Origin of the sequence: Hydrogenophaga crocea (assembly GCF_011388215.1) — a bacterium.
Taxonomy (GTDB): Bacteria; Pseudomonadota; Gammaproteobacteria; order Burkholderiales; family Burkholderiaceae_C; genus Hydrogenophaga; species Hydrogenophaga crocea.
Genome location: NZ_CP049989.1, coordinates 3436547 through 3458231, shown reverse-complemented (window position 1 = coordinate 3458231; position 21685 = coordinate 3436547). Strand labels below are relative to the sequence as shown.

The 21685-nt window shown below is 71.2% G+C and carries 20 protein-coding genes; 13 read left to right on the top strand and 7 right to left on the bottom strand.

What is annotated here, in order from left to right; all coding sequences use genetic code 11:
- Position 1: 1 nt before the first annotated feature.
- Together G9Q37_RS16360 and G9Q37_RS16355 are read right to left on the bottom strand one after the other, a co-directional pair.
- Positions 2-1507: a hypothetical protein gene (locus G9Q37_RS16360; protein ID WP_166228791.1), complete on the bottom strand. Its 1506-nt coding sequence runs from the start codon at positions 1505-1507 to the stop codon at positions 2-4.
- 170 nt (positions 1508-1677) lie between these two features.
- Positions 1678-2157, bottom strand: coding sequence for a type III secretion system chaperone (locus G9Q37_RS16355; protein WP_166228789.1), 480 nt, complete (start codon positions 2155-2157; stop codon positions 1678-1680).
- Between the two features lie 159 nt (positions 2158-2316).
- Between G9Q37_RS16355 and G9Q37_RS16350 the strand changes: the two genes are divergently transcribed.
- The 7 genes from G9Q37_RS16350 to G9Q37_RS16320 all read left to right on the top strand — a co-directional run bounded on the left by G9Q37_RS16350 (position 2317) and on the right by G9Q37_RS16320 (position 8471).
- Positions 2317-2505, top strand: coding sequence for a DUF6496 domain-containing protein (locus G9Q37_RS16350; protein WP_166228787.1), 189 nt, complete (start codon positions 2317-2319; stop codon positions 2503-2505).
- Positions 2506-2550: 45 nt separating this feature from the next.
- Positions 2551-3033: an Lrp/AsnC family transcriptional regulator gene (locus G9Q37_RS16345; RefSeq protein ID WP_166228785.1), complete on the top strand. Its 483-nt coding sequence runs from the start codon at positions 2551-2553 to the stop codon at positions 3031-3033.
- 339 nt (positions 3034-3372) lie between these two features.
- Complete coding sequence (locus G9Q37_RS16340) at positions 3373-4458, top strand: TRAP transporter substrate-binding protein (protein WP_166228783.1); 1086 nt, start codon at positions 3373-3375, stop codon at positions 4456-4458.
- A gap of 19 nt (positions 4459-4477) precedes the next feature.
- Positions 4478-4999: a TRAP transporter small permease subunit gene (locus G9Q37_RS16335; RefSeq protein ID WP_205710667.1), complete on the top strand. Its 522-nt coding sequence runs from the start codon at positions 4478-4480 to the stop codon at positions 4997-4999.
- A 1-nt stretch (position 5000) separates the two neighbouring features.
- Entirely contained in the window at positions 5001-6317 is a 1317-nt protein-coding gene (locus G9Q37_RS16330; RefSeq protein WP_166231415.1) for a TRAP transporter large permease, read from the top strand.
- Positions 6318-6345: 28 nt separating this feature from the next.
- Complete coding sequence (locus G9Q37_RS16325) at positions 6346-7947, top strand: gamma-glutamyltransferase family protein (protein WP_166228781.1); 1602 nt, start codon at positions 6346-6348, stop codon at positions 7945-7947.
- A 59-nt stretch (positions 7948-8006) separates the two neighbouring features.
- Positions 8007-8471, top strand: a complete 465-nt coding sequence (locus G9Q37_RS16320; protein WP_166228779.1) for a CreA family protein — start codon at positions 8007-8009, stop codon at positions 8469-8471.
- Positions 8472-8492: 21 nt separating this feature from the next.
- Here G9Q37_RS16320 and G9Q37_RS16315 read toward each other — a convergent pair whose 3' ends face one another.
- From G9Q37_RS16315 to G9Q37_RS16295, 5 genes are all read right to left on the bottom strand, one after another.
- Positions 8493-10073, bottom strand: a complete 1581-nt coding sequence (locus tag G9Q37_RS16315; protein WP_166228777.1) for a DHA2 family efflux MFS transporter permease subunit — start codon at positions 10071-10073, stop codon at positions 8493-8495.
- A 2-nt stretch (positions 10074-10075) separates the two neighbouring features.
- Entirely contained in the window at positions 10076-11305 is a 1230-nt protein-coding gene (locus G9Q37_RS16310) for an HlyD/EmrA/EmrK family protein (protein WP_166228775.1), read from the bottom strand.
- 42 nt (positions 11306-11347) lie between these two features.
- Positions 11348-12790, bottom strand: coding sequence for an efflux transporter outer membrane subunit (locus tag G9Q37_RS16305; protein WP_166228773.1), 1443 nt, complete (start codon positions 12788-12790; stop codon positions 11348-11350).
- The gene (locus tag G9Q37_RS16300; protein ID WP_166228771.1) at positions 12787-13272 is read right to left on the bottom strand and encodes a MarR family winged helix-turn-helix transcriptional regulator; all 486 of its coding nucleotides are present in this window, start codon (positions 13270-13272) and stop codon (positions 12787-12789) included. Before G9Q37_RS16300 ends, G9Q37_RS16305 begins: the two co-directional genes overlap by 4 nt.
- Positions 13273-13405: 133 nt before the next feature.
- On the bottom strand, positions 13406-17080 hold the full coding sequence (locus tag G9Q37_RS16295; protein ID WP_166228769.1) for an Ig-like domain-containing protein: 3675 nt from the start codon (positions 17078-17080) through the stop codon (positions 13406-13408).
- A 180-nt stretch (positions 17081-17260) separates the two neighbouring features.
- On the opposite strand from G9Q37_RS16295, the gene G9Q37_RS16290 reads away from it, so the two are divergent.
- The 6 genes from G9Q37_RS16290 to G9Q37_RS16265 all read left to right on the top strand — a co-directional run bounded on the left by G9Q37_RS16290 (position 17261) and on the right by G9Q37_RS16265 (position 21644).
- Entirely contained in the window at positions 17261-18541 is a 1281-nt protein-coding gene (locus G9Q37_RS16290; protein ID WP_166228767.1) for a glutamate-5-semialdehyde dehydrogenase, read from the top strand.
- Between the two features lie 7 nt (positions 18542-18548).
- Positions 18549-19163, top strand: coding sequence for a DUF6151 family protein (locus G9Q37_RS16285; RefSeq protein WP_166228765.1), 615 nt, complete (start codon positions 18549-18551; stop codon positions 19161-19163).
- Positions 19164-19174: 11 nt separating this feature from the next.
- The gene (locus G9Q37_RS16280) at positions 19175-19666 is read left to right on the top strand and encodes a GNAT family N-acetyltransferase (RefSeq protein ID WP_166228763.1); all 492 of its coding nucleotides are present in this window, start codon (positions 19175-19177) and stop codon (positions 19664-19666) included.
- A 69-nt stretch (positions 19667-19735) separates the two neighbouring features.
- A complete protein-coding gene (locus G9Q37_RS16275; protein WP_205710665.1) occupies positions 19736-20095 on the top strand; it encodes a DUF1304 domain-containing protein in 360 nt (119 codons plus the stop codon).
- Positions 20096-20097: 2 nt separating this feature from the next.
- Positions 20098-20487 carry a RidA family protein gene (locus tag G9Q37_RS16270; protein ID WP_166228761.1) on the top strand — a complete coding sequence of 130 codons (390 nt, stop codon included), beginning with the start codon at positions 20098-20100 and terminating at the stop codon, positions 20485-20487.
- Between the two features lie 2 nt (positions 20488-20489).
- A complete protein-coding gene (locus G9Q37_RS16265) occupies positions 20490-21644 on the top strand; it encodes an acyltransferase family protein (protein WP_166228759.1) in 1155 nt (384 codons plus the stop codon).
- Positions 21645-21685 lie beyond the last annotated feature (41 nt).

The window sequence follows — 21685 nt, the reverse complement described above, 5'->3', positions numbered from 1 at the left end:
GTCAGGCGGCCTTGGCGTGCTGGCTGGCCGTCAACGGCTGAAGCGCCTTCTCGGCAGGGGCCGCGGTGCGTTGAACGGCTTCCCAGGCCGCTTTGGCCGCTGCGCGATCTGGCGAGTGGGTCCGGCGCGTCAGTGCCCTGTGCGCAACGACGTCCTGCACGGGCGCGTCCACAACGTCGAGCACCCGTTGGAGCGGCTTTTCCAGCGCGACTTTCAAGTTCTGGAGGGCGTAGGCGAGCTCACTCAATGCGCTTCGAGCATCCGGCACGTTCTTGATGGCATCCGACTGGGCGGCCTGCAACAGCAGCTCAATGGTCATCTCCAGTTTGATCGGGAAGCTTTCGATCTGCTCCCTGATCTCCGTCACCGTACGACCTCTCATGCGGCTGGCTGCCTCGAAATCGGGGGAATCGAGATCGGCGCAGTGCTTCTCATAGGTCTGCAGCAAGATCTCCAGGCGGGTGAAGATCTCCACGGCCAATCGGCCTCCGATGTCCTTGGCCTTGACCTTGACGACGATGGGCAACGCGCCCTCGCCGTTCGAGCGCTTTCTGCTGACCAGTTCCAGCTTTTCGTCGAGGGTCTTTTCCAGGGCCGCAATGGCTTTGGCCTTGCTGTCGTTCCGGTGACCCACCGACAACACCGACAAGAGTTGGAGGTGGCTGCTGAACATGCGCTCCATGGCCTCTTTGACCGCATCCTCTTCTTGCCGGTTGACGCCATTGAATGGGCCGATCGTTTCGGATGCCCGCTGGAGGGGGGCAATGTCGACCCGTTCCATGTTGCGGAGCTTTTCGGTGAGTCGCTCTTTCAGCCCCGCCTTGAAGTTCTTCAGTGCCGACCTTTTGGCGGCGGCGCTCAGATTGGGTTGGCGTTCAAGTTTCTGGGCTTCTTTCGCGACTTGCGCTTTGAACTCGGCTTTGAAATTGGTTCTGAGCCGTCCTTCTTCTCCCATGGCGGCGCGCTCCGCAAATTCGGCAACCCCGCCGTGGTTCATGCCGTGCAGGTAGTTCATCGTGCTCAGGGTTCGCTGGTCACGCAGTTCATTGTTGAAGGTCCGAACGTAGGACTTGAACGCACCCTGCACCGGCGCGACTTGGGTCAGGTGTGCGCGAACCTGTGCCGAACTGGGCCGGGATTGGGATTGCGGTTGGGCCAGGGATGGGCGCTGGGCCGTGGGCGCGTCCGAACCCGGTACGGCAGCAGGACCGCTGGGCATGGGGCCCAGCGGTAGCGTCGCGGTTGCCGCACTGTTCTTCACGGCAAGGGCCACGGTCTGTTGCGCGCCAACGGGCTGATGGTCCGAAGCGCCTGGCTCGGCAGCCAGCCTCGCTCGCAGCTCGCGGGGCAGGTAAGACCTGCTGACCTGCTGGCGCTGCTGGATGAGGGTGGCCGTTTTGCCCGGGAGGCGGGCGGCAGAGACTTGCGGGCGCAGAGGACTCTTGGCGTCGGGCAGCGGGGGCAGGGCGCGTTGAGGAGGAAGCGACAGGCTGGGAGGATTGGCCATGGTGCAAGAACGTGATGGGTTGCAGGAACGCAGACAGATGAAGTCGAGACGATCGGGCCAAGGCCCCGACCCAACGCCGTTGCCTCCCTCGACCGCCTGTTGACGGATCGATCAACGACGGGTTTGTGTGGTGGCCCGAATACCCTTGTTCCCGCCCTAAACCGTTCGGCTCAGATGCGGCCGAGCAGCAAGGCCTGGTCGATGCCCGTGGCGGCGCCCGGGCCCGCGGGCTGCGCCGCGCGCGCCATCGCATCGCTCCACCAGCGCTGCAGCGATTCGAAGTGCAGCAGGGCGGCGTTGAAGGTGTCGGGGTCGCCGTCGTCGGGCCCGAGCTCGCCGATCAGCATCAGCTCGCCCTGGTCGCCGTCGCGCGCGATGCGCAGGTGGCCCACCTCGCGCCACAGTGCGTTGTAGGACAGCGCGAGGTTGAGCGCGGCCAGCTCACCGCCCGGGGGCGGCAGGCCGAGGCCGGCCGTGAACACCACGCAGGCCCAGGGGCCGGACCACTCGACGGCGAAGCCGCCGCCGTGGTGGAACCCGACCCACCAGCTGGCTTCGTCGGTGCCGTCGACCTCGGCGATCTGGCCGAGCCGGTCCCGGGCCTGTTCGAGCAGGCGCTGGACATCCTGGGCGTCTTGAAGGGGGTGCATGCGACGAGCTCCTGGAGAGGCCGGATGCCGTGGGTCGTCGGGGCCGCCCGGGCCGTTCCGTGTCTAGGCAGCACGGCGGGCGGCCTCCCCCGGCCGGCCGGCGCGGCGCGCCGGTACGCCGATTGCCTGGGGCGGGTCTGTTGATCCGTGGAGAAGACCATGGCGAAGTACGGTCCCAAGGCCGCCGAGAAAGTCGAGCAGGCCATGCACGAGATGAAGCGCGGCAAGCTGCGCTCCGGCGGCTCGGGCGAGAAGGTCACCGACCCGAAGCAGGCGGTGGCCATCGGCCTGTCGCAAGCGCGGCGCGCGGGCGCCAAGGTGCCCAAGCGCCCGGCCGCCAAGCGCTGAGCGGCCGCGCCGCGGCCTGGCCTGGGGGTTGCTTGGGCGCTGGCCATGAGCCACCCCGCTGCCCCCGCCCCCGACCTCGGCCTGAGCAAGCTCGACAGCGCGCTGCTCAACATCCTCATCAAGGACGGCCGCGCCTCGTTCGCCGACCTGGCGCGCCAGGTCGGCATCTCGCGCGCCCATGCGCGCGCCCGCGTGCAGGCCCTGCAGGCCAGCGGGGTGATCGAGCTGTTCGCGGCCGTCATCAACCCCGAGAAGCTCGGACAGGTGAACTCCACTTTCCTCGACATCGTGGTGCTGCCCTCGGCCATCGAGCGCGTGGCGCAGGAGCTGGCCGACTGCCCCGAGGTGGTGAGCCTCTACATCATGAGCGACCTGCGCAGCCTGCACGTGCACGTGCTCACCGAGAGCCCCGCGAGCTTCGAGGCCTTCGTGCACCGCCACGTGTTCAACCGGCCCGAGATCACCGCGGTGGACTGCAAGACCCTGCTCACGCGCGTGAAGAACCGCCGCGGCGGCGCCCGTTTGTGACGCGCCGCGGGTGCACCGGCGCTGTGCCCGCTTGCCAATCGTTCGCGCGCGGGGCCCGGGGCGCACAAACGTCGGCCATCGCGGCGCGGGATGCCGCTTGTTGCATGACAAACGGCGGCAGCAGGCGATTGCGCTGAACATTCGGCAGCCAGGCCGGCCGCCGCCGCCCGCCGGTGTGCACCAAAACCGGAAGCATGCGTACCGATTTGCCCCACCGAGGCGCCATCGACGGCCGCGCGGGCGGGGAAAACCGCGTGGCACAGGGTTTGCGAACAGGCGCTTCCGTCGCCGAACAAACGGCACGCCGTCCCTTCCATCCGAACCGACTGGAGCCTGACCATGAGCCTGATCCGCCGCCAATTCCTCACCCGCGCCGCCCTTGCCACCAGCGTGGTCGGTACGCCCGCCGTGGCCAACGCGCAGAGCGCGCGCTTCAACTGGAAGATGACCAGCGCCTACGGCAAGGGCTCGCCCTTCTACATGGACGGCCCGGGCAGCGCCACCGACCTCGCCAAGCGCATCCGCGAGATGTCCGACGGGCGCCTGAACATCCAGGTGTTCGGCGCGGGCGAGCTGATTCCGGCCTTCGAGGGCTTCGACGCCGTGCGCGCCGGCACGGTGGAGATGAACCACGCCAACAGCTACTTCTGGACCGGCAAGACCTTCGCCGCGCAGTACTTCACCGCCGTGCCCTTCGGCATGAACTTCCAGGGCATGAACGGCTGGCTCTACGACGGCGGCGGCATCGACCTGTGGAACGAGGTGTATGCGCCCTTCGGCATGGTGGCCATGCCCTGCGGCAACACCGGCGTGCAGATGACCGGCTGGTTCAAGAAAGAGATCAAGTCGGTGGCCGACTTCAAGGGCCTGAAGATGCGCATCCCCGGCCTGGCCGGCAAGGTGTACGCCAACCTGGGCGTGGACGTGAAGGTGCTGCCGGGCGGCGAGATCTTCCCGGCGCTCGAGCGCGGCGTGATCGACGCGGCCGAATTCGTGGGCCCGTTCCAGGACCGCCGCCTGGGCCTGCAGAAGGCGGCCAAGTTCTACTACACCACCGGCTGGCACGAGTCGTCCACCGTGTCCGAGCTGCTGATCAACAAGGCCGCCTGGGACAAGCTGCCCAAGGACCTGCAGGCCATCGTGAGCAACGCCGCCGCGGCCTGCAACGTGATCAGCGAAGGCTGGTGCCAGAAGGCCAACTCCGACGCCATGGAGGACCTGGTGAAGAACCAGGGCGTGATCGCGCGCCCGCTGCCCGACGACGTGATCAAGGCCCTGCGCACCGAGACCGACAAGGTGCTGGCCGATGCGGTGAAAGACCCGCTGGTGAAGAAGGTGCACGACTCCTACTTCGCCTTCAAGGCCAAGTACGACCGCTGGAGCGAGATCAGCGAAGAGGCGTACCACATCAAGGTCCGCGGCTGAGCGCAGAAAGGCGGTTTCCATGTTCAAGCCCTTGCGCCCGCTGGCCGGGTTCGTCGAGGGCGCGATCGACCGCGTGGGTTCGCTCACCGCGTGGATCGCGCTGGTCATGATCGGCCTGGTGGCCGTCAACGTGCTGCTGCGCTACGCGTTCAGCGTCGGCTCGGTGTGGGCGCAGGAGCTCGAATGGCACCTGCTCGCGGCGCTGATCCTGCTGGGCATGAGCCACGCGGTGCAGCGCGGCGGCGAGGTGCGCGTGGACCTGTTCTACGCGCGCTTTCCCAAGCCGCTGCAGCGCGCGGTCGATGTCGCCGCCGCGCTCTTGCTGATCGCGGTGAGCCTGGCCTTCATCAAGCTGTCCATCGCCTACGTGGGCCAGTCCTACGCCATCGACGAGCGCTCGGCCGACCCGGGCGGCCTGCCCTACCGCTGGGCCATCAAGGCGCTGATCCCGGTCGGCTACGGCCTGCTGGTGCTGCAGCAGCTCGCGCACCTGGTGCGCCTGCTGGCCGGCCACGACAGCGCGGAGGACAGCCGTGTTTGAGATGTCCACCTACGCCCTGATGATGCTGGGCGGCTTCTTCGTGCTGCTCATGCTGGGCATTCCGGTGGCCGTGAGCCTGGCGGTCTCGGGCTTCGTGTTCGGCTGGCTGGGCTTTGGCGAGACGCTGTTCAGCCTGCTGCCCGCGCGCTTCTACGGCATCGTCGGCGGGTACCAGTGGATGGCCATTCCGCTGTTCGTGTTCATGGGCGTGATGCTCGAGAAATCGCGCCTGGCCGACGACCTGCTCGACGTGATGGGCCACCTCGCGGGCGGGCTCAAGGGCGGCATGGCCATCGGCATCGTGCTGTTCGGCGTGCTCATGGGCGCCACCACCGGCATCGTGGGCGCCACCATCATCACGCTGGGCCTGCTCACCCTGCCCACGCTGATCCGGCGCGGCTACGACAAGAGCGTGGCCTGCGGCGTCATCTGCGCCTCGGGCACGCTGGGCCAGATCATCCCGCCCAGCCTGATCCTGATCCTGCTCTCGGACATCATGCAGCTCTCGGTCGGCACGCTGTTCGCGGCCGCCGTGGGCCCGGGCCTGCTGCTCGCGCTGGTCTACATCGCCTACCTGGTGGTGATGGGCTGGCTGCGCCCGGCCACCATGCCCGCCATACCCCAGGCCGAGCGCGATGCGGTGTCGCGCCGCGAGCTTTGGACGCGCTTTTTCAAGGTGCTGGTGCCGCCGGTGATGCTGGTGGTGGCGGTGCTGGGCTCCATCGTGGGTGGCGTGGCCGCGCCCACCGAGGCCGCGAGCATGGGCGCCGTGGGCGCGGTGCTGGTCACGCTGTTCTCGGGCCGCTTCAACATGAAGGTGCTCAAGGACACGGCGCTCGAGACCAGCAAGATCACCGCGGTGATGATGCTGATCCTGATGACCGCGCAGGTGTTCGCGCTGGCCTTTCGCGGCCTGCACGGCGAGGACCTGATCGCCGCCATGTTCGACCAGCTGCCCGGCGGCGTGAACACCGCCATCTGGTTCCTCATGGCCATCATCTTCGTGCTGGGCTTCTTCGTCGAATGGATCGAGATCAGCTACATCGCGGTGCCGCTGTTCCTGCCCATCCTCACGAGCATGGGCGTGGACCCGGTGTGGCTGGCCATGCTCATCACGGTCAACCTGCAGTCGAGCTTCCTCACGCCGCCCTTCGGCTGGGCGCTGTTCTACCTCAAGGGCGTGGCGCCACCCGAGGTGAACATCAAGGACATCTACAAAGGCGTGGTGCCCTTCATCGGCTTGCAGGCGCTCACGCTGATACTCGTGTTCCTGTTCCCGCAGATCGCGCTCTGGCTGCCCAAGGCGATCGGCTGGTGAGCCCGAACACCCCGGAGACTTTTTCACCATGATCCACACCCTCAGGGCCTACGGCGGCATGGCCGTGGCGCCGCACCACCTGGCCGCGCAGGCCGCACGCGACGTGCTGCGCGACGGCGGCAACGCGGTCGAGGCCATGGTGGCCGCGGCCGCGGCCATCGCCGTGGTCTACCCCCACATGAACGCCATCGGCGGCGACGGCTTCTGGCTGATCCACGAACCCGGCCAGGCCCCGCTCGCCATCGAGGCCTGCGGGCCCGCGGCGCAGGCCGCCACCCCGGGCTTCTACCGCGACCAGGGCCTGGGCGCGATCCCCGCGCGCGGCCCGCTGGCCGCGCTCACCGTGGCCGGCACCGTGGGCGGCTGGGCGCGCGCGCTCGAGGTCTCGTCGCGCTGGGGCGGTGCGCTCGGGCTGCCGCGCCTGCTCGCGCCCGCCATCGCCCACGCGCGCGAGGGCGTGGCCGTCACCGCGAGCCAGGCCGGCCTCACGCGCGCCAAGCTCGGCGACGGCCTGGGCGATGCGCCCGGCTTCGCCGCCACCTACCTGGTCAACGGCGAGCCGCCGCGGCCCGGCGAGCGCCTGCGCCAGCCCGCGCTGGCCGACACCCTGCAGCACCTGGCCACGCACGGCCTCGACGACTTCTACCGCGGCGAACTGGGCGCGCGCATGGGCGCTGCGCTGCAGCGCGTGGGCAGCCCGGTGACGGCGGCCGATCTGGCGGCCTACCGCGCGCGCTTCGTCGAGCCGCTCGCGGTGCGGCTGGGCGACAGCACGGTCTACAACCTGCCGCCGCCCACCCAGGGCCTGTCCACGCTGATGATCCTGGGCCTGTTCGAGCGCCTGGGCGTGGCGGTGGACCAGGGCGAATCCTTCGCCCACGTGCATGGCCTGGTCGAGGCCACCAAGCGCGCCTTCCGCGTGCGCGACCGCCTCGTGACCGACCCCGAGCGCCTGCCCGGCGACCCGCGCGCCCACCTCACGCCCGCCGCGCTCGACGCACTGGCCGCCGACATCGACCCCCACCGCGCGCTGCCCTGGCCCGAACCGAGCCGACCCGGCGACACCATCTGGATGGGCGTGGTCGACCGCGAAGGCCGCGCGGTGAGCTTCATCCAGAGCGTGTACTGGGAGTTCGGCTCGGGCACGGTGCTCGATGGCCTGGGCATCTGCTGGCAGAACCGCGGCACCAGCTTTTCGCTCGAGCCGGCCGCGCTCAACGCGCTCGAGCCCGGCCGCAAGCCCTTCCACACGCTCAACCCCTCGCTCGCGTTGTTCGACGACGGCCGCGTGATGCCCTTCGGCACCATGGGCGGCGAAGGCCAGCCGCAGACGCAGGCCGCGCTGTTCACGCGCTACGCGCGCTTCGGCCAGGGCCTGCAGCAGGCGGTGAGCGCGCCGCGCTGGCTGCTCGGCCGCACCTGGGGCGCGAGCAGCACCTCGCTCAAGCTCGAAAGCCGCTTCGACGCCGGCCTGGTGCGCGCGCTGGCCGACGCCGGCCACGTGGTGGAGGTGCTGGGCGAGGCCTTCAGCGACACCATGGGCCACGCGGGTGCGCTGGTGCGCCACGCCGACGGCCTGATCGAAGGCGCGGCCGACCCGCGCAGCGACGGCGCGGTGGCCGCCGCCTGAGGCCGGTGGCCGCCGGCCACCTGCTACTGTCGGGGCTTCGCCACCGCGCAAGGAGCCGTATGCGAAGCCTTTTGACCGCCTTGCCCCTGGTGTGGGCCACTGCCGCGCACGCCGAAGACATCGGTTCGGTGGACACCGTGTTCAAGTTCATCGGCCCGGACCACAAGATCGTGGTCGAGGCCTACGACGACCCGGGCGTGAGCGGTGTCACGTGCTACCTCTCGCGCGCCAAGACCGGCGGCATCAAGGGCGCGCTGGGCCTGGCCGAGGACAAGGCCGAGGCCTCGATCGCCTGCCGCCAGGTCGGCGCCATCGCCATCGCCAAGCCGCTCAAGCCGCAGGAAGAGATCTTCAGCGAGCGCACCAGCCTGGTCTTCAAGCGCCAGCGCATCGTGCGCATGGTCGATCCCAAGCGCAACGCGCTGGTCTACCTCACCTACTCCGACCGCCTGATCGAAGGTTCGCCGCAGAACTCGGTGACCGTGGTGCCGGTGGACCGGGCCACGCCGATCCCCCTGCGCTGAAGCACGCTGTCGCGGCCCCGCTCAGTGCGCGCCGGCGGCGGCTTCCGCCGCGGCGGCCGATGCCGGCCCCTGACGCTGCGGCGCGCGCGTGAGCCACACCAGCGGGATCAGCGCCAGGAACAGCATGGACGAGAGCCAGAAGATGTCGGTGGCCGCGAGCGTGAAGGCCTGCTGCTGCACCAGCCGGTCGATCGCGGCGAGCGCCTGCTGCTGCGTCATGCCGCCGCCCATGAGCTGGGCCAGCGTGGCCTGCGTGGCCGGGCTGCCCAGGTTCACGGCCTCGGCCAGCTGCGTATGGTGCAGCGTGGCGCGGCTCTCCCACACCGTGGTGGCCACCGAGGTGCCCACGGCGCCGAAGGTGATGCGCACGAAGTTCGACAGCCCCGCGGCCGCGGGAATGCGATCGGGCGCGAGGCCCGAGAGCGTGAGCGTGTTCAGCGGCACGAAGAAGAAGGCCATGGCCACGCCCTGCACGATGGTGGGCACCAGGATGGTCGCGAAATCGGCCTGGGTGGAGAAGTGCGAGCGCAGCAGCATCACCAGCGCGAACACGCCGAAGGCAAAGGTCACGTAGCGCCGCGGATCGACCCTGGCCACGGTGGCGCCCACGAAGGGCGAGAGCACGATGGCCAGCAGGCCCACGGGCGCGGTCACCATGCCGGCGTCGGTGGCGGTGTAGCCCATGTACTGCTGCAGCCACAGCGGCAGCAGCACCACGTTGCCGAAGAACAGGCCGTAGGCCACCGAGGTGGCCAGCGTGCCGGCCCAGAAGTTGCGCCGCTGGAAGAGCTTGAGGTCGACCACCGGGTGCTCGTCGGTGAGCTCCCAGGCGATGAAGAAGGCAAAGCCCACCGCGGCCACCACGGCCAGGCCCGTGATCAGCGGCGAGGCGAACCAGTCGTGCTCCTTGCCGAGGTCGAGCACCATCTGCAGCGCGGCGATCCACAGCACCAGCAGCGCCAGGCCCACGCGGTCGATCGGCAGCTTGCGCACCGGGCTTTCGCGGCGGTGGTAGATGCGCCAGATGAAGAAGGCCGCGAGCAGGCCCACAGGCACGTTGATGTAGAAGATCCAGGGCCAGTCGATGTTGTCGGTGATCCAGCCGCCCAGCAGCGGGCCCATCACGGGCGCCACCAGCGTGGTCATGGCCCAGGCCGCCATGGCGCGGCCGGCCTGCTCGCGCGGGTAGCTCTGCAGCAGCAGCGCCTGCGACAGCGGGATCATGGGCCCGGCCACGAAGCCCTGCAGCACGCGGAAGGCGATCAGCATGGGCATGTTGGGCGCCAGGCCGCACAGCAGCGAGGCGATCACGAACAGCAGCACGCTGGCCACCATCAGCCGCACCTGGCCCAGGCGCTGCGTGAGCCAGCCCGTGAGCGGCACCGCGATGGCGTTGGCCACCGCGAAGCTGGTGATGACCCAGGTGCCCTGGTTGGGGCTCACGCCCAGGTCGCCCGCGATGGCGGGCAGCGACACGTTGGCGATGGACGTGTCGAGCACGTTCATGAACGTGGCGGCCGAGATCGCGAGCGTGGCCCACAGCCGCGTGCGGCCTTCGATGGGCGTGTGCGCCGCCGCGGCGGCGGGTTGGGCGCTGGCCATGGTCAGCCCGCTTTGTTCGCGGCCAGGCGGGCGTGGCCCAGGTTGGCGTCGATGATGCGCTGCACGCGCGCCTCGGCGTCGCCGGCGGCGTGGTCGAAGGCCTGCGTGCTGCTGCGGTTGCTCGCGGGCGCAGTGGCCAGCGTGCGGCCGTTCTGCTGGTGCACGTCCACCTTCACGTCCATGGAGAGGCCCACGCGCAGCGGGTGCGCCTCGAGCTGGCCGGGGTCGAGCGCGATGCGCACCGGCACGCGCTGCACCACCTTGATCCAGTTGCCGCTGGCGTTCTGCGCCGGCAGCAGCGCAAAGCTCGCGCCCGTGCCCGCGCCCAGGCCGGCCACGTGGCCGGTGTAGCGCACCTGCTTGCCGTAGGCGTCGGCGGTGAGCTCCACCGGCTGGCCCATGCGGATGTGGCGCAGCTGCACCTCCTTGAAGTTGGCGTCGACCCAGACCTGCTGCAGCGGCACCACCGACAGCAGCGGCGCGCCCGCGGCCACGCGCTGGCCCAGCTGAACGGTGCGCTTGGCCACGTAGCCGTCGACCGGCGCGGGCAGGGTGAGGCGCTGCGTGGCCAGCCAGGCCTCGCGCACCTTGGCGGCGGCGGTCTGCACCAGGGGGTGCTGCTCGACCGAGGTGCCGTCGGTCATGGCGCGGTTGCTCGCGAGCTGCTCGCGCGCGGCGTTGAGCGCGGCCTCGGCCGCGGCCTGCGCGCTGCGCGCGGCGGCCAGCTGGGCCTCGGCGTGCTGCAGTTCTTCCTTGGACACCGCGCCGTTGCCCGCGAGCGACTGGCGCCGCTGCAGGTCGTCGCTGGCGCGCGCGACCTCGTTGCGCGCGCGCGCCACGTCGGCCTGGCGCGCGGCGGCCTGGGCGTCGAAGGCGCCGTTGTCGGCGTAGAGCTTGCGCACCTGGCGCACGGTCTGCGCGAGCTGGGCCTCGGCCTGTTCGAGCGCGAGCTGCGCGTCGGCCGGGTCGAGCTTGACCAGCGGCTGGCCGGCCTTCACGAAGTCGGTCTCGTCGGCCAGGATGGCCTGCACCGTGCCGCCGATCTGCGGCGTGATCTGCACCAGGTCGCCCTGCACGTAGGCGTTGTCGGTGGTTTCGTACTGGCTGGCGACCAGCCATTCGTAGCCGCCGGCGGCGAGGCCGCCGAAGACGACCACCGCGGCGATGGCGAGCAGCGCCTTCTTGCGGTTCGGGTTGCCGGGAGCGGGGGTGGGGGCGGTGTTCTGGTCCATGGGGAGCGTCCGGAAGAAAGGGGGTGTGCGGTGGGGCGTGGGTCAGCGGGCTTGGGGCGCGTCGGCCTGCCAGCCGCCGCCCAGGGCCTGGGCCAGGTTCACCTGGGCCTGCAGGGTGCGCGCGCGCAGATCGGCGTCGAGCCGGCGCTGCGCGAGCACGGCCGATTCGGCCGACAGCAGCTGCAGGTGGCTCGAGAGGCCCGCGCGGTAGCGCTGGCCCGCGATGTCGTAGGCCGACTCGGCGGCCTGCAGCGCCTGCTGCTGTTGCGCGCGCTGCAGCGCCACCGAACGCGCCGAGGCGAGCTGGTCGGCCACCTCGTGCACGGCCTCGATCACGGCGGCGTTGTAGCTCTCCACCGCGGCGTCGAGGTCGGCGTTCCTGCCGCGCAGGTTGGCGCGCAGGCGGCCGGCGTCGAAGATCGGCAGCCGCACCGCGGGGCCGATGCCCCATTGCTGCGCGCCGCTGCTCAGCAGCTGGTTGAGGCCGATGCTCGAGAGGCCCACATAGGCCACCAGGTTGATGTTGGGATAGAACTGGGCGCGCGCGGCGTCGACCTCGCTGCCCGCGGCCTGCACGCGCCAGCGCGCGGCCGCGATGTCGGCGCGGCGGCCCAGCAGGTCGGCCGGCAGGGCCTGCGGCTCCGGCAGCGGCTGCAGCGCGGCCAGCTGCACGGGCGAGCGCAGCGGGTTCTGCGCGGGTTGGCCGATCAGCGCCGCGAGCGCGTTCTGCGCCAGCGCCAGTTGTTCGTTCACGGCCTCGAGCTGCTGGCGCGCCTCGGGCACGGTGCCTTCGCTCTGGCGCAGTTCGAGCACGCCGTCGAGGCCGGCCGCGGCGCGCTCGCGCACCAGGCCCAGCATGGCCTCGCGCTGCGCGAGCGCGCGCTCGGCCAGCGCGCGCTGTTCCTGCAGGCGGGCGATCTGCACGTAGCTGCGCACCACGTTGGTCGAGAGCAGGGTGCGCGCGGCGGCGGCGTCGGCCTGCGCGGCCTGGGCGTTGCCGAGCGCGGCGTCGAGCGCGGCGCGGTGCTTGCCGAAGAAGTCGATTTCCCAGCTGCCGCTGAGCTGCAGCGTGGCGGTGTCTTCGATGCGGCCGGCCAGCGGCGCCGGGATCATGCCCTTGGCGGTGAAGCGCTGGTGGGTGGCGTCGAAGGCGCCATTGAGCTGCGGGCCGCGCGCGGCGTCGGCCCCGTCGGCGGCCGCCAGCGCGCGCGCCACGCGGGCCTGCGCCATCCGCAGGTTGGGGTTGCCCTGCAGCGCCTGGTCCACCAGGCGGTCGAGCTGCGCGTCGCCGAGCGCGTGCCACCACTGGGGCGCCACCGGCGCCACCTCGGCCGCGGCCTGCTCGGCGCTCAGGCCCAGCGAGGCCGCGTCGCGCAGCTGCGCGCTCGAAGGCACGATGCCCTGCTGGCTCGCGCAACCCGCGAGCAGCGCGGCGGCCGCGATCGGCGCGAGCAGCCAGCGCGTGAAGGAAGCAGCGGTGTTCATTGGCCGGCCTCCTGCAGCGAGGTGGCGTTGTCGAGCATGCGCCGCAGCAGCGCCTTGAGGGTGTTGAACTCCTCGCGTGTGAAGCCGCGCAGCAGCTCGTTCTGCACCCGGCACAGGCTGGCCGGGATGTGCTCGGCGGTGGCGCGGCCCTGCTCGGTGAGCGCGAGCTTGACCACGCGGCGGTCTTCGGCCGAGCGCTCGCGCTCGATGAAGCCCTTTTCTTCGAGCCGGTCGACCATGCGCGTGGTGGCGCCGGTGTCGATGCGGCATTCGCGCGCCAGCTCGGTGGTGGTGGAGGCGTGGCCCTGGTGCAGCTTGAACAGCGGCATCCACTGCGCCTCGGTCAGGCCCAGCGGGGCCATCTCGCGTTCCACCTCGGCGGTGGTGGCGAGCAGGATCTGGCGCATGAGCCGGCCCACGGCTTCGTCGGGTTGCAGGGAGTCGGGCCGGTAGAAGGCGGTGGCGGGAGGACGGGATTTCATGGCCGTGAATTTACTTGCCTAGGCAGATATTGTCGCGGCATTAAATCACGGCCGAAGCGACCCGCGGGTCGGCGGCGGGGCAAAGACGGGGCTGCGGCCAGGGGCATTGCCCCGGGCGATGCGCTGGCGGTTCTCAGGTCGAAGGGGTGACCTTGATGAAGGCGTCGCGCACGTAGCGCGGCGTGAATTCGAGCCGGAGCTCGGTGTCTGCACTGCTGCTGAGCTTGCCGCCCATGTCGAGGTTGGACTGCAGCCGCACCAGCGACAGCAGCGCCGTGGCGGCCGCCCCCGCGCCCTTGAGCGCCCCCGCGATGCCCGCCGCGGTCTTGGCCAGGCCGTCGCTGTCGAAGCCGATCTTGCGGTTGGCGTCCACCGTCACCCCGGCGTTGCTGCCCAGCGTGGCGCTGAACTTGTGCTGGCCATCGGGCGCGAGGTCCACGCTCAGTTCCACCTGCAAGCGGCGGGTCTTGCCCTGCACCACCACGTTGTCGCCGCGGATGAGCTCGGCGAACTCGCTGCCCAGGTCGCGCTGCATCAGGTCGTGCACCAGACTCACCAGACCGCGCAGGTTCACGCCGGTGCTCGCGAATTGCGGTTCGTTGAGGAAGGCGAGGTCGCTCTCGGCGTACATCGGCTCGTAGTGCGCGCGCACGCTGTAGCTCGCCGGCGGCAGTTGAACCGAACGCCCGACGGCCACGCCGCGCTCCACCTGCAGCACGGCCGAGGCCACCGGGCCGGCGGTCTGGTTCGCATGGCCGGGGCCGAAGAAGTACAGCGTGACGGTGCCATTGAGCGCGCGCGTGGCGCCCACGCTGTCGGCCACGCGCGCGCTCAGCAACACGTCCACCGTGCGCGGGGCGGGCGGCGCGGCCGGCGCCGCGAGGTTCTGCCGCAGGTGGTCGGCCTTGATCTCGTCTTTCTCGGGCTGGGGCAGATCGAGCTTGTCGAGCAGCCGGTCGGTCACCACGCCCTGGTCGAAGGCCTGCGTGGGCGCGAGGCTGCCGGCGTAGCGGCCCGGGTCCAGCGACACGCCCGAGGCGGGGGCATCGGGCTTGCCTGCGGCCGGTGCGGCCGGTGCGGCCGGCGCGGCCGATGGCGCAGGGCTGGCGCCGCCCCAGGCCGCCCCCACGCCCGCGCCGCTGAGGGCCGGTGGTTTGGCCGCCTCGATCAGCTTGGCCATCACCTGCGCCACCTCCTGCCTGGCCGACATGTCGCGGAAGATGTCGCTCTTGCCCATGAGCTCCAGGGCCTTGGCCACGGCCTCGCCCACGCCCGGGAAGCCCGGCCAGTTCTGCACGCCGAGCACGCCCTGGCCCAGGCTGTCGGGCGTGATGGTGGGCATGCTGCCGCGTGCACCGCCCTTGAGCGCGTCGATGTTGGGCAGCAGCGAGACGGGCAGTTCGTCGAACGCCCAGTAGCGCGTGATGTCGCGCTCCTCGGCCGCGTTGCACTGGCCCAGGTGGGCTTCGGCGAACACGCCGCGCGTGGGCAGCGAGGCGATGCTTTCCCGCGGCGCGGGCGGCGTGCCCACCTCGGCGGCCGCGCGCAGCTCCTCGGGAAGTTCGCCGTGGTAGCGGAAGGCCAGGTGGTTGCCCGACATGGCCAGCGGCTGGTCGCCGGCGCGCGCCATCACGTGGCCGGCGTAGGGCATCAGGCGCATGCGCCGCTCGCGCGGATCCATGTTGAGCCACACCTGGGCGCCGTAGTGGAAGCGGTTGTCATTGAGGTGGTTGACGAGCGCGGTCGCGAGCACCTCGTCGGGCACAGCGGCCGTCGCAGGCGCGGGCGCCGGCGACGGCCCGGGCGCGGGCGCCGGCGCGCCGAGATCGGGCGTGCGCAGCGGCGCGCTGGTGTTCTCGATGAACTGGTCGGAGGCGGTTGGCGGAAACAGCTCGTGCTGCCCGCTGGCCAGCGCGTAGGTGTGGTCCACGAGCACGTGCTCGCGGTCGACCGTGCGGGCGGTGACCTTGAGCGCGCGCAGGTTCCAGCCGTCGAGCTCGGCGCCCGGGATGTTGGGCCCCACGCGGCGCCAGCGCAGCACGATGCGGCGCAACTGGCGCAGGTCCAGCGTGGCGGCGGTGTTCACGAAGCTGGCGACGATGCGGCCCGCGGGGCCGTTGGCGCCGCTGCGTGCTTCCAGACCCACGTTCCAGCCCGGCCACTGCGCGGGGAACTGCGAGATGTTGGTGAATTGCTCGAGCACCGGCGGGCGGCTGTCGAGCGACACCAGGGGCACTTGCGTGCCGTCGGCCAGCTCGGCGAGCACGCGGATGGCGCCTGCGGTGTCGGCCGGGGCGACGAACTCGTTGAGCAGGTAGTTGCGCCGCCATTCGGTGCTGAAGGTGACCACGAAGCGCGTGGCCACCGGCGAAGGCGCGTCGGGCGCGGCGGGCGCGGCTGGGGTGGCGGACGGCGCCGCGCCGGTCTGGCCCGCGCCCGCGGCGATGCGCTCGATCGCGTCGAAGCCCGCGGCGTGGCGGCGGTCGAGCAGCGCGGGCTCGAGCTGCGCGCGGTAGCGGCGCGCCAGGCCGCGGTCGAAGCCGATGGGCGAGACCGGCACCAGCACGCAGGGGTCGGCCCGGACGTACTCGGTGCGCACGGCCAGATGGCGCAGGATCTCGTAGTAGAGGATGGACAGGGCATGGCCGCGGTTCATGTTGGCCACGATGCGCGTGGCCAGTTGGTCGCTCTCGGCCTGGGTGGCCTGCACCACCACCGTGCTGTTCTGCGTGCGCGCGAGGTTGGAGCGCTGCATGACCTGCTGGTGGATGTTCTCGTGCGCCGAGGCCGCGACCTCGCGCGTGCCCTCCGTGTAGGCCATGCCCGCACCGATGGAATGGCGTCCGGCCGCCGAGATGCCGTACTGCGGGATGGTGAAGTCCATGGCGCCTGCGAGCCCGCCCATGATGGAGGCGCCGCGCTGCATCTCCTCCACGCGGCCGCTCACGATGTCGTCGATGTCGCGCTCGGCGGTCTGCTCGTGGGTGAGGCCTTCGCTGCTGCTGTTGCTGCCCTCGCGCCGGGCCTGGTCGCTGCGTTTCCAGTCGATCACCGCCACCTTCACCGCTTCGCCGGGCGCGAGGGTGAGGCTGTACTTGATCTCGCCCAGGGAATGGCCGAGCGAGCGCCAGGTCTGGCGGAACTTGAGCAACTGGCCCCAGAGGATGTGGGTGTCCTGTGCCGGCTCGGCGCCCACGCTGGGCAGCGCGCTCACGGGCTCGCGCCCCCGCGCAGGCGTGAGCACCGCCACCTCGTGCAGCGTGTACTCGCGCAGGGGCAGGCTTGCCGGCATCAGGTGTTCGCAGCTGCCGTCGCCGGTGCGCACCAGCGGCTGCATCAGGAAGGACTGCGGCGACAGCGCGTAGTCGGTGGCGTCGGGCTCGCTCACGCGGCCCTCGGGCCCGCGTGCCACGGGCTTGTCGGCGCGCAGCACCACGGGCGTGTCGGCATCGAGCACCAGGCCCAGCGCGTTCCAGGGCGCGCTCGCCACCGGCGCGTTGGGCGCGAGCTGCGGGTCGCGGGCCTCGCGTTCGAACAGCAGGCGCGAGCATTCGGGGTTGCCGGGCACCTCCAGCGTGAGCGCGACAGGCTGGTTCGCCGCCTGCTCGCCCGCCGCCGCGAGCGCGGCCAGCAGGCGCTGCCCTTTGTCGTTCTGGCGCAGCTCCAGCCGGGCGTAGCCCTGGCGATCGGTGAAGGCCGTGGCGAGTTCGAAGCGCTGTGCTTTGGCCACGGTGAGCACCAGGCTCACCGGCGCGCCCGCCACGGCGCGGTTGCCCTGCGCCGACAAGACGAAGACCCTGAGTTTCATGGCGATGGCTCCTGTCAGGCGCATGGGCGCCGAAGAGGCCATTGGCGCAGCGATGGGGCGGCGCCACCAGTGCCGAAAGTCATGGTGGCGTCCACCGGTTGGAGGAGGATCCGGTGCGCCCCGGGACCACGCCCTGGTCACGCTTGGGGGCTTTGGCGCCCCGGTGCGAAAATCGCGCCCATGAACGCCACCAACACCACCGAACTCATGCACACCCTGGGCCAGCAGGCCCTGGCGGCTTCGCGCCTGATGGCGCGGGCCAGTGCGGCCACCAAGGGCCGCGCCCTGCGCCGCCTGGCCGCCCTGCTGCGCGAGAGCGGTGCGCCACTGGCGGCGGAGAACGCCAAAGACCTCGAACGCGCGCGCGCCAACGGCCTGGCCGAGCCCATGGTCGACCGGCTCAAGCTCACGCCCAAGGTGCTCGAGACCTGCGCCCAGGGTTGCGAGCAGCTCGCGGCCATGCCCGACATCATCGGCGAGGTCTCGGGCCTGAAGCAGATGCCCAGCGGCATCCGCGTGGGCCAGATGCGCGTGCCCATCGGCGTGTTCGGCATGATCTACGAGAGCCGACCCAACGTGACCATCGAGGCCGCCTCGCTCGCCATCAAGAGCGGCAACGCGGCCATCCTGCGCGGCGGCTCCGAGGCCATCGACTCGAACCGCGCGCTCGCGGCCCTGGTGCAGCAGGCGCTGCTCGAGGCCGGCCTGCCGGCCGACGCGGTGCAGCTCGTGCCCACCACCGACCGCGCCGCCGTGGGCCAGCTCATCGCCATGCCGCAGTACGTGGACGTGATCATTCCCCGTGGCGGCAAGGGCCTGATCGAGCGCATCAGCGCCGAGGCCAAGGTGCCCGTGATCAAGCACCTCGACGGCAACTGCCACACCTACGTCGACGACCCCTGCGACCTGGCCCTGGCGGTCAAGGTGACCGACAACGCCAAGACCCAGAAGTACAGCCCTTGCAACGCCACCGAGAGCCTGCTCGTGGCGCGCGGCGTGGCCGCCGATTTCCTGCCGCAGATCGGCGCGATCTTTGCGGCCAAGGGCGTGGAGATGCGCGTGTGCGCCGGGAGCCGGGCCCTGCTCGCGGGCGTGGCCGGTGCGAAACTGGTCGACGCCACCGAGCAGGACTGGTTCGAGGAATACCTCGCGCCGGTCATCAGCATCAAGCTGGTCGAGGGCGTGGACGAGGCCATCGCGCACATCAACCGCTACAGCAGCCACCACACCGACGCCATCCTCACCACCGACCACGTGCACGCGCAGCGCTTCCTGCGCGAGGTCGATTCCGCGAGCGTGATGGTCAACGCCAGCACGCGCTTCGCCGACGGCTTCGAGTACGGCCTGGGCGCCGAAATCGGCATCAGCACCGACAAGTTCCACGCCCGCGGCCCGGTGGGCGTGGAGGGCCTGACCTCGCTCAAGTACGTGGTGCTGGGCGAAGGCGAGGTGCGCGGCTGAGGCGTCCATGCTGCGCCGGGTCGATCTGGTTCACCCCCTGCGTTGCGCGTGTGGCGCGGTGCAGGGCCACATCGAATCGCCGCAGGTCGCGGGCCGCGCGGTCTGCTACTGCCGCGACTGCCAGGCCTTCGCGCGATTCCTCGAGCGCGCCGACACCGTGCTCGACGCGCGCGGCGGCACCGAGGTGGTGGCCACGCGGCCGCGCCACGTGCACTTCACCCAGGGTGTCGAGCAGCTGCGCTGCATGTCGCTCAAGCCCGGCGGCCTGCTGCGCTGGTACACCGCGTGCTGCCACACGCCCATCGGCAACCTGCCGGCCGACCCCCGGGTGCCCTATGTGGGTCTGGTGCGCACCTGCCTGCCGGGCAGCAAGGCCGAACTCGACGCCATGTTCGGCCCCTGCGAGGTGGCGGTGAACACCCAGGGGGCATCGGCGCCCGTGCGCGCCACGCCCGTGGCCACGCTGTTCGCGGTGCTCAAGATCCTGCGCGCGGCCATTCCCGAGCGGCTGAGCGGCCGCTACCGCCAGAACCCGTTCCGCCGCGCCGACACCGGCGCGCCCATCGTGGCGCCGCTGGTGCTGTCGGCCGAGCAGCGCCGCACCCTGCGCGGCGAGGGCTGAGCGCGCGCAGCATGGCGTTCGCGATCCACCGCGGTTACCTGCCGGGCTGCATCGGCCGCATCGCCGAACTGCACGCCCGTTACTACGCCGGCGCCAGCGGCTTCGGCCTGGCCTTCGAGGCCCAGGTGGCGAGCGAGCTCGCGGCCTTCTGCACCCGCTACGAAGACGGCCGCGACGGCCTGTGGCTCGCGCTGCTGGACGGGCGCGTCGAGGCCTCGATCGCCATCGACGGCCGCCACGCCGAGCGCGAGGGCGCGCAGCTGCGCTGGTTCATCGCATCCGACGCGCTGCGGGGCCGGGGCGTGGGGCGGCAACTGCTCGGCGAGGCCTTGGCGCTGTGCGACGCGCGCGGCTACCCCCGCACGCGGCTGTGGACCTTCGATCAACTGCTGGCGGCGCGCCACCTCTACGAAGCGCACGGCTTCGCGCTGGCCCGCACCGAGCGCGGCGCGCAGTGGGGCACGCCGGTGAACGAGCAGCTGTTCGTGCGCGAGCGCCCCTGAACGGACGCGACCGGCCCCGGCGGCCGTTGGCGCTAGCATCGCGCGCACCACTGGAGGAGGCTTTTCACCATGTTCACCCTGGCCAACGCCGTCGTGCTGCTCATCGCGCTGCTGCACGTCTACATCCTGGTGCTCGAGATGTTCCTGTGGAACACGCCCCGGGGCCGCAAGGCCTTCGGCCTCACGCCCGAATTCGCCGAGCAGACGCGCACGCTCGCGGCCAACCAGGGCCTGTACAACGGTTTCCTGGCCGCGGGCCTGTTCTGGGGGCTCTGGCTGGGCCCGGCCGACGGCGGGGTGAAGGTGTTTTTCCTGCTGTGCGTGCTGGTGGCGGGGCTGTACGGCGCGGCCACGGCGAGCCGGCGCATCCTGTTCGTGCAGGCGCTGCCCGCCACGCTGGGCCTGCTCTGCGTCTACCTGGGGGTCTGACCATGGCGCGCACGCTCATTTCCTCGGGCTCGACCTTCGAACAAGAGATCGGCTACTCGCGCGCCGTGGTGCAGGGCAACTGGGTGTTCGTCTCGGGCACCACGGGTTTCGACTACAGCACCATGACCATCGCCGACGGCATCGAGGCGCAGACCGAGCAGTGCCTGCGCAACATCGAGGCCGCGCTGCAACAGGCCGGCGCCGGCCTGCGCGACGTGGTGCGCGTGACCTACGTGCTGCCCGACGGCAGCGAATTCCCGAAGACCTGGCCCGTGCTGCGCCGCTTCTTCGGCGAGATCCGCCCCGCGGCCATGATGATCTCCGCCGGCCTGGCCGATCCGCGCATGCGCATCGAGATCGAGGTGACGGCGCTCAAGGGCGGCGGAGACTGAGCATGCACGCCGGGCTGGCGGTCGGCGAGCGCTCGCGGTCGATCGACCCCGAGCTGTCGGTCTGGCTCGACCTGTCGCGCGTGGTCGCGGCGTTTTTCGTCTACCTGGGGCACGCCGTGATCCTCGAGGTCGCCCCGGCCGCGCTCTCGCTCACCTGGTGGCGTTCGGCCGACGACGCCGTGATCGCCTTCTTCGTGCTTTCGGGCTTCGTGATCGCGTCCACCACGCGCGAGCGTCCGGGCGACGCCGCGGGTTACGCCCTGGCCCGGCTCTCGCGCGTGTACTCGGTGGCGGTCCCCGCGCTGCTGCTGGTGCTGCTGCTCGACCTCGCGGGCCGCTCGCTGTCGCCCGAGACCTACGCCGGCTACGCGTGGCAGTACGAGGCCATCTGGCGCCGGCTGCTGATGCACTGGCTGTTCCTGGGCGAGGGCTGGCTGGGCGTGGCCCAGCCCTTCACCGCCGAGCCTTACTGGTCGCTGGCCTACGAGGTCTGGTACTACCTGCTGTTCGGCGTCTGGACCTTCGTGCGCGGCCCCGCCCGCTGGGCCGCGGCGGCGCTGGTGCTGCTGCTCATGGGGCCCTGGGTGCTGATGCTGTTGCCGATGTGGTGGCTGGGCGTGGCGCTGAGCCGGTGGCTGGCGGCCACGCGGCTGTCGCCGCGCGCCGCGCTGGCCCTGGCGCTCGCGTGCGCCGGGGCGTACGCCGCCTTTGTGCTGTCGGGTGCGCGCGACGCGCTCGATGCGGCGTCGCGCGCGCTGTACGCCGCCATCGGTGGCGCGCTGGGCCGGCCTTTCAGCGGCGGCTCCACGGTGCACGTGCTGCCCGATGCGGTCGTGGCGCTGCTGTTCGCCGCCCTGGTGGTGGCCTTCGCCCACCTGCGCTGGCGCTGGCCCGCGCGCGCGGCGCGGGCCGTGCGCTGGCTGGCCGAGCGCAGCTTCAGCTTCTACCTGATCCACTTCTCGCTGCTGGTGCTGGCGCGCGCGCTCGGCGTGCACCAGGCCGGCTGGTGGGGCAACGCCGGGGTGCTGGCCGCGGTGCTGCTGGTCACCGGCCTGCTGGCCGCGGTGGGCGAAAGCCGGCGCCACCTGTACCGGCGCGCGTTCGCCGGGCTGCTGGCGCCCTGGCTGGCGCGCCGGCCGCCGCGGCCGGCGGCTTGAACGGCCGTTCACCGACCCCATTTACACTGGCCCTCCCGCCC

Excerpts from the sequence above, each read along its gene's own strand:
- G9Q37_RS16360 (WP_166228791.1), bottom strand. The coding sequence starts at position 1,507 with ATGGCCAATCCTCCCAGCCTGTCGCTTCCTCCTCAACGCGCCCTGCCC.
- G9Q37_RS16355 (WP_166228789.1), bottom strand. The coding sequence starts at position 2,157 with ATGCACCCCCTTCAAGACGCCCAGGATGTCCAGCGCCTGCTCGAACAG.
- G9Q37_RS16350 (WP_166228787.1), top strand. The coding sequence starts at position 2,317 with ATGGCGAAGTACGGTCCCAAGGCCGCCGAGAAAGTCGAGCAGGCCATG.
- G9Q37_RS16345 (WP_166228785.1), top strand. The coding sequence starts at position 2,551 with ATGAGCCACCCCGCTGCCCCCGCCCCCGACCTCGGCCTGAGCAAGCTC.
- G9Q37_RS16340 (WP_166228783.1), top strand. The coding sequence starts at position 3,373 with ATGAGCCTGATCCGCCGCCAATTCCTCACCCGCGCCGCCCTTGCCACC.
- G9Q37_RS16335 (WP_205710667.1), top strand. The coding sequence starts at position 4,478 with ATGTTCAAGCCCTTGCGCCCGCTGGCCGGGTTCGTCGAGGGCGCGATC.
- G9Q37_RS16330 (WP_166231415.1), top strand. The coding sequence starts at position 5,001 with ATGTCCACCTACGCCCTGATGATGCTGGGCGGCTTCTTCGTGCTGCTC.
- G9Q37_RS16325 (WP_166228781.1), top strand. The coding sequence starts at position 6,346 with ATGATCCACACCCTCAGGGCCTACGGCGGCATGGCCGTGGCGCCGCAC.
- G9Q37_RS16320 (WP_166228779.1), top strand. The coding sequence starts at position 8,007 with ATGCGAAGCCTTTTGACCGCCTTGCCCCTGGTGTGGGCCACTGCCGCG.
- G9Q37_RS16315 (WP_166228777.1), bottom strand. The coding sequence starts at position 10,073 with ATGGCCAGCGCCCAACCCGCCGCCGCGGCGGCGCACACGCCCATCGAA.
- G9Q37_RS16310 (WP_166228775.1), bottom strand. The coding sequence starts at position 11,305 with ATGGACCAGAACACCGCCCCCACCCCCGCTCCCGGCAACCCGAACCGC.
- G9Q37_RS16305 (WP_166228773.1), bottom strand. The coding sequence starts at position 12,790 with ATGAACACCGCTGCTTCCTTCACGCGCTGGCTGCTCGCGCCGATCGCG.
- G9Q37_RS16300 (WP_166228771.1), bottom strand. The coding sequence starts at position 13,272 with ATGAAATCCCGTCCTCCCGCCACCGCCTTCTACCGGCCCGACTCCCTG.
- G9Q37_RS16295 (WP_166228769.1), bottom strand. The coding sequence starts at position 17,080 with ATGAAACTCAGGGTCTTCGTCTTGTCGGCGCAGGGCAACCGCGCCGTG.
- G9Q37_RS16290 (WP_166228767.1), top strand. The coding sequence starts at position 17,261 with ATGAACGCCACCAACACCACCGAACTCATGCACACCCTGGGCCAGCAG.
- G9Q37_RS16285 (WP_166228765.1), top strand. The coding sequence starts at position 18,549 with ATGCTGCGCCGGGTCGATCTGGTTCACCCCCTGCGTTGCGCGTGTGGC.
- G9Q37_RS16280 (WP_166228763.1), top strand. The coding sequence starts at position 19,175 with ATGGCGTTCGCGATCCACCGCGGTTACCTGCCGGGCTGCATCGGCCGC.
- G9Q37_RS16275 (WP_205710665.1), top strand. The coding sequence starts at position 19,736 with ATGTTCACCCTGGCCAACGCCGTCGTGCTGCTCATCGCGCTGCTGCAC.
- G9Q37_RS16270 (WP_166228761.1), top strand. The coding sequence starts at position 20,098 with ATGGCGCGCACGCTCATTTCCTCGGGCTCGACCTTCGAACAAGAGATC.
- G9Q37_RS16265 (WP_166228759.1), top strand. The coding sequence starts at position 20,490 with ATGCACGCCGGGCTGGCGGTCGGCGAGCGCTCGCGGTCGATCGACCCC.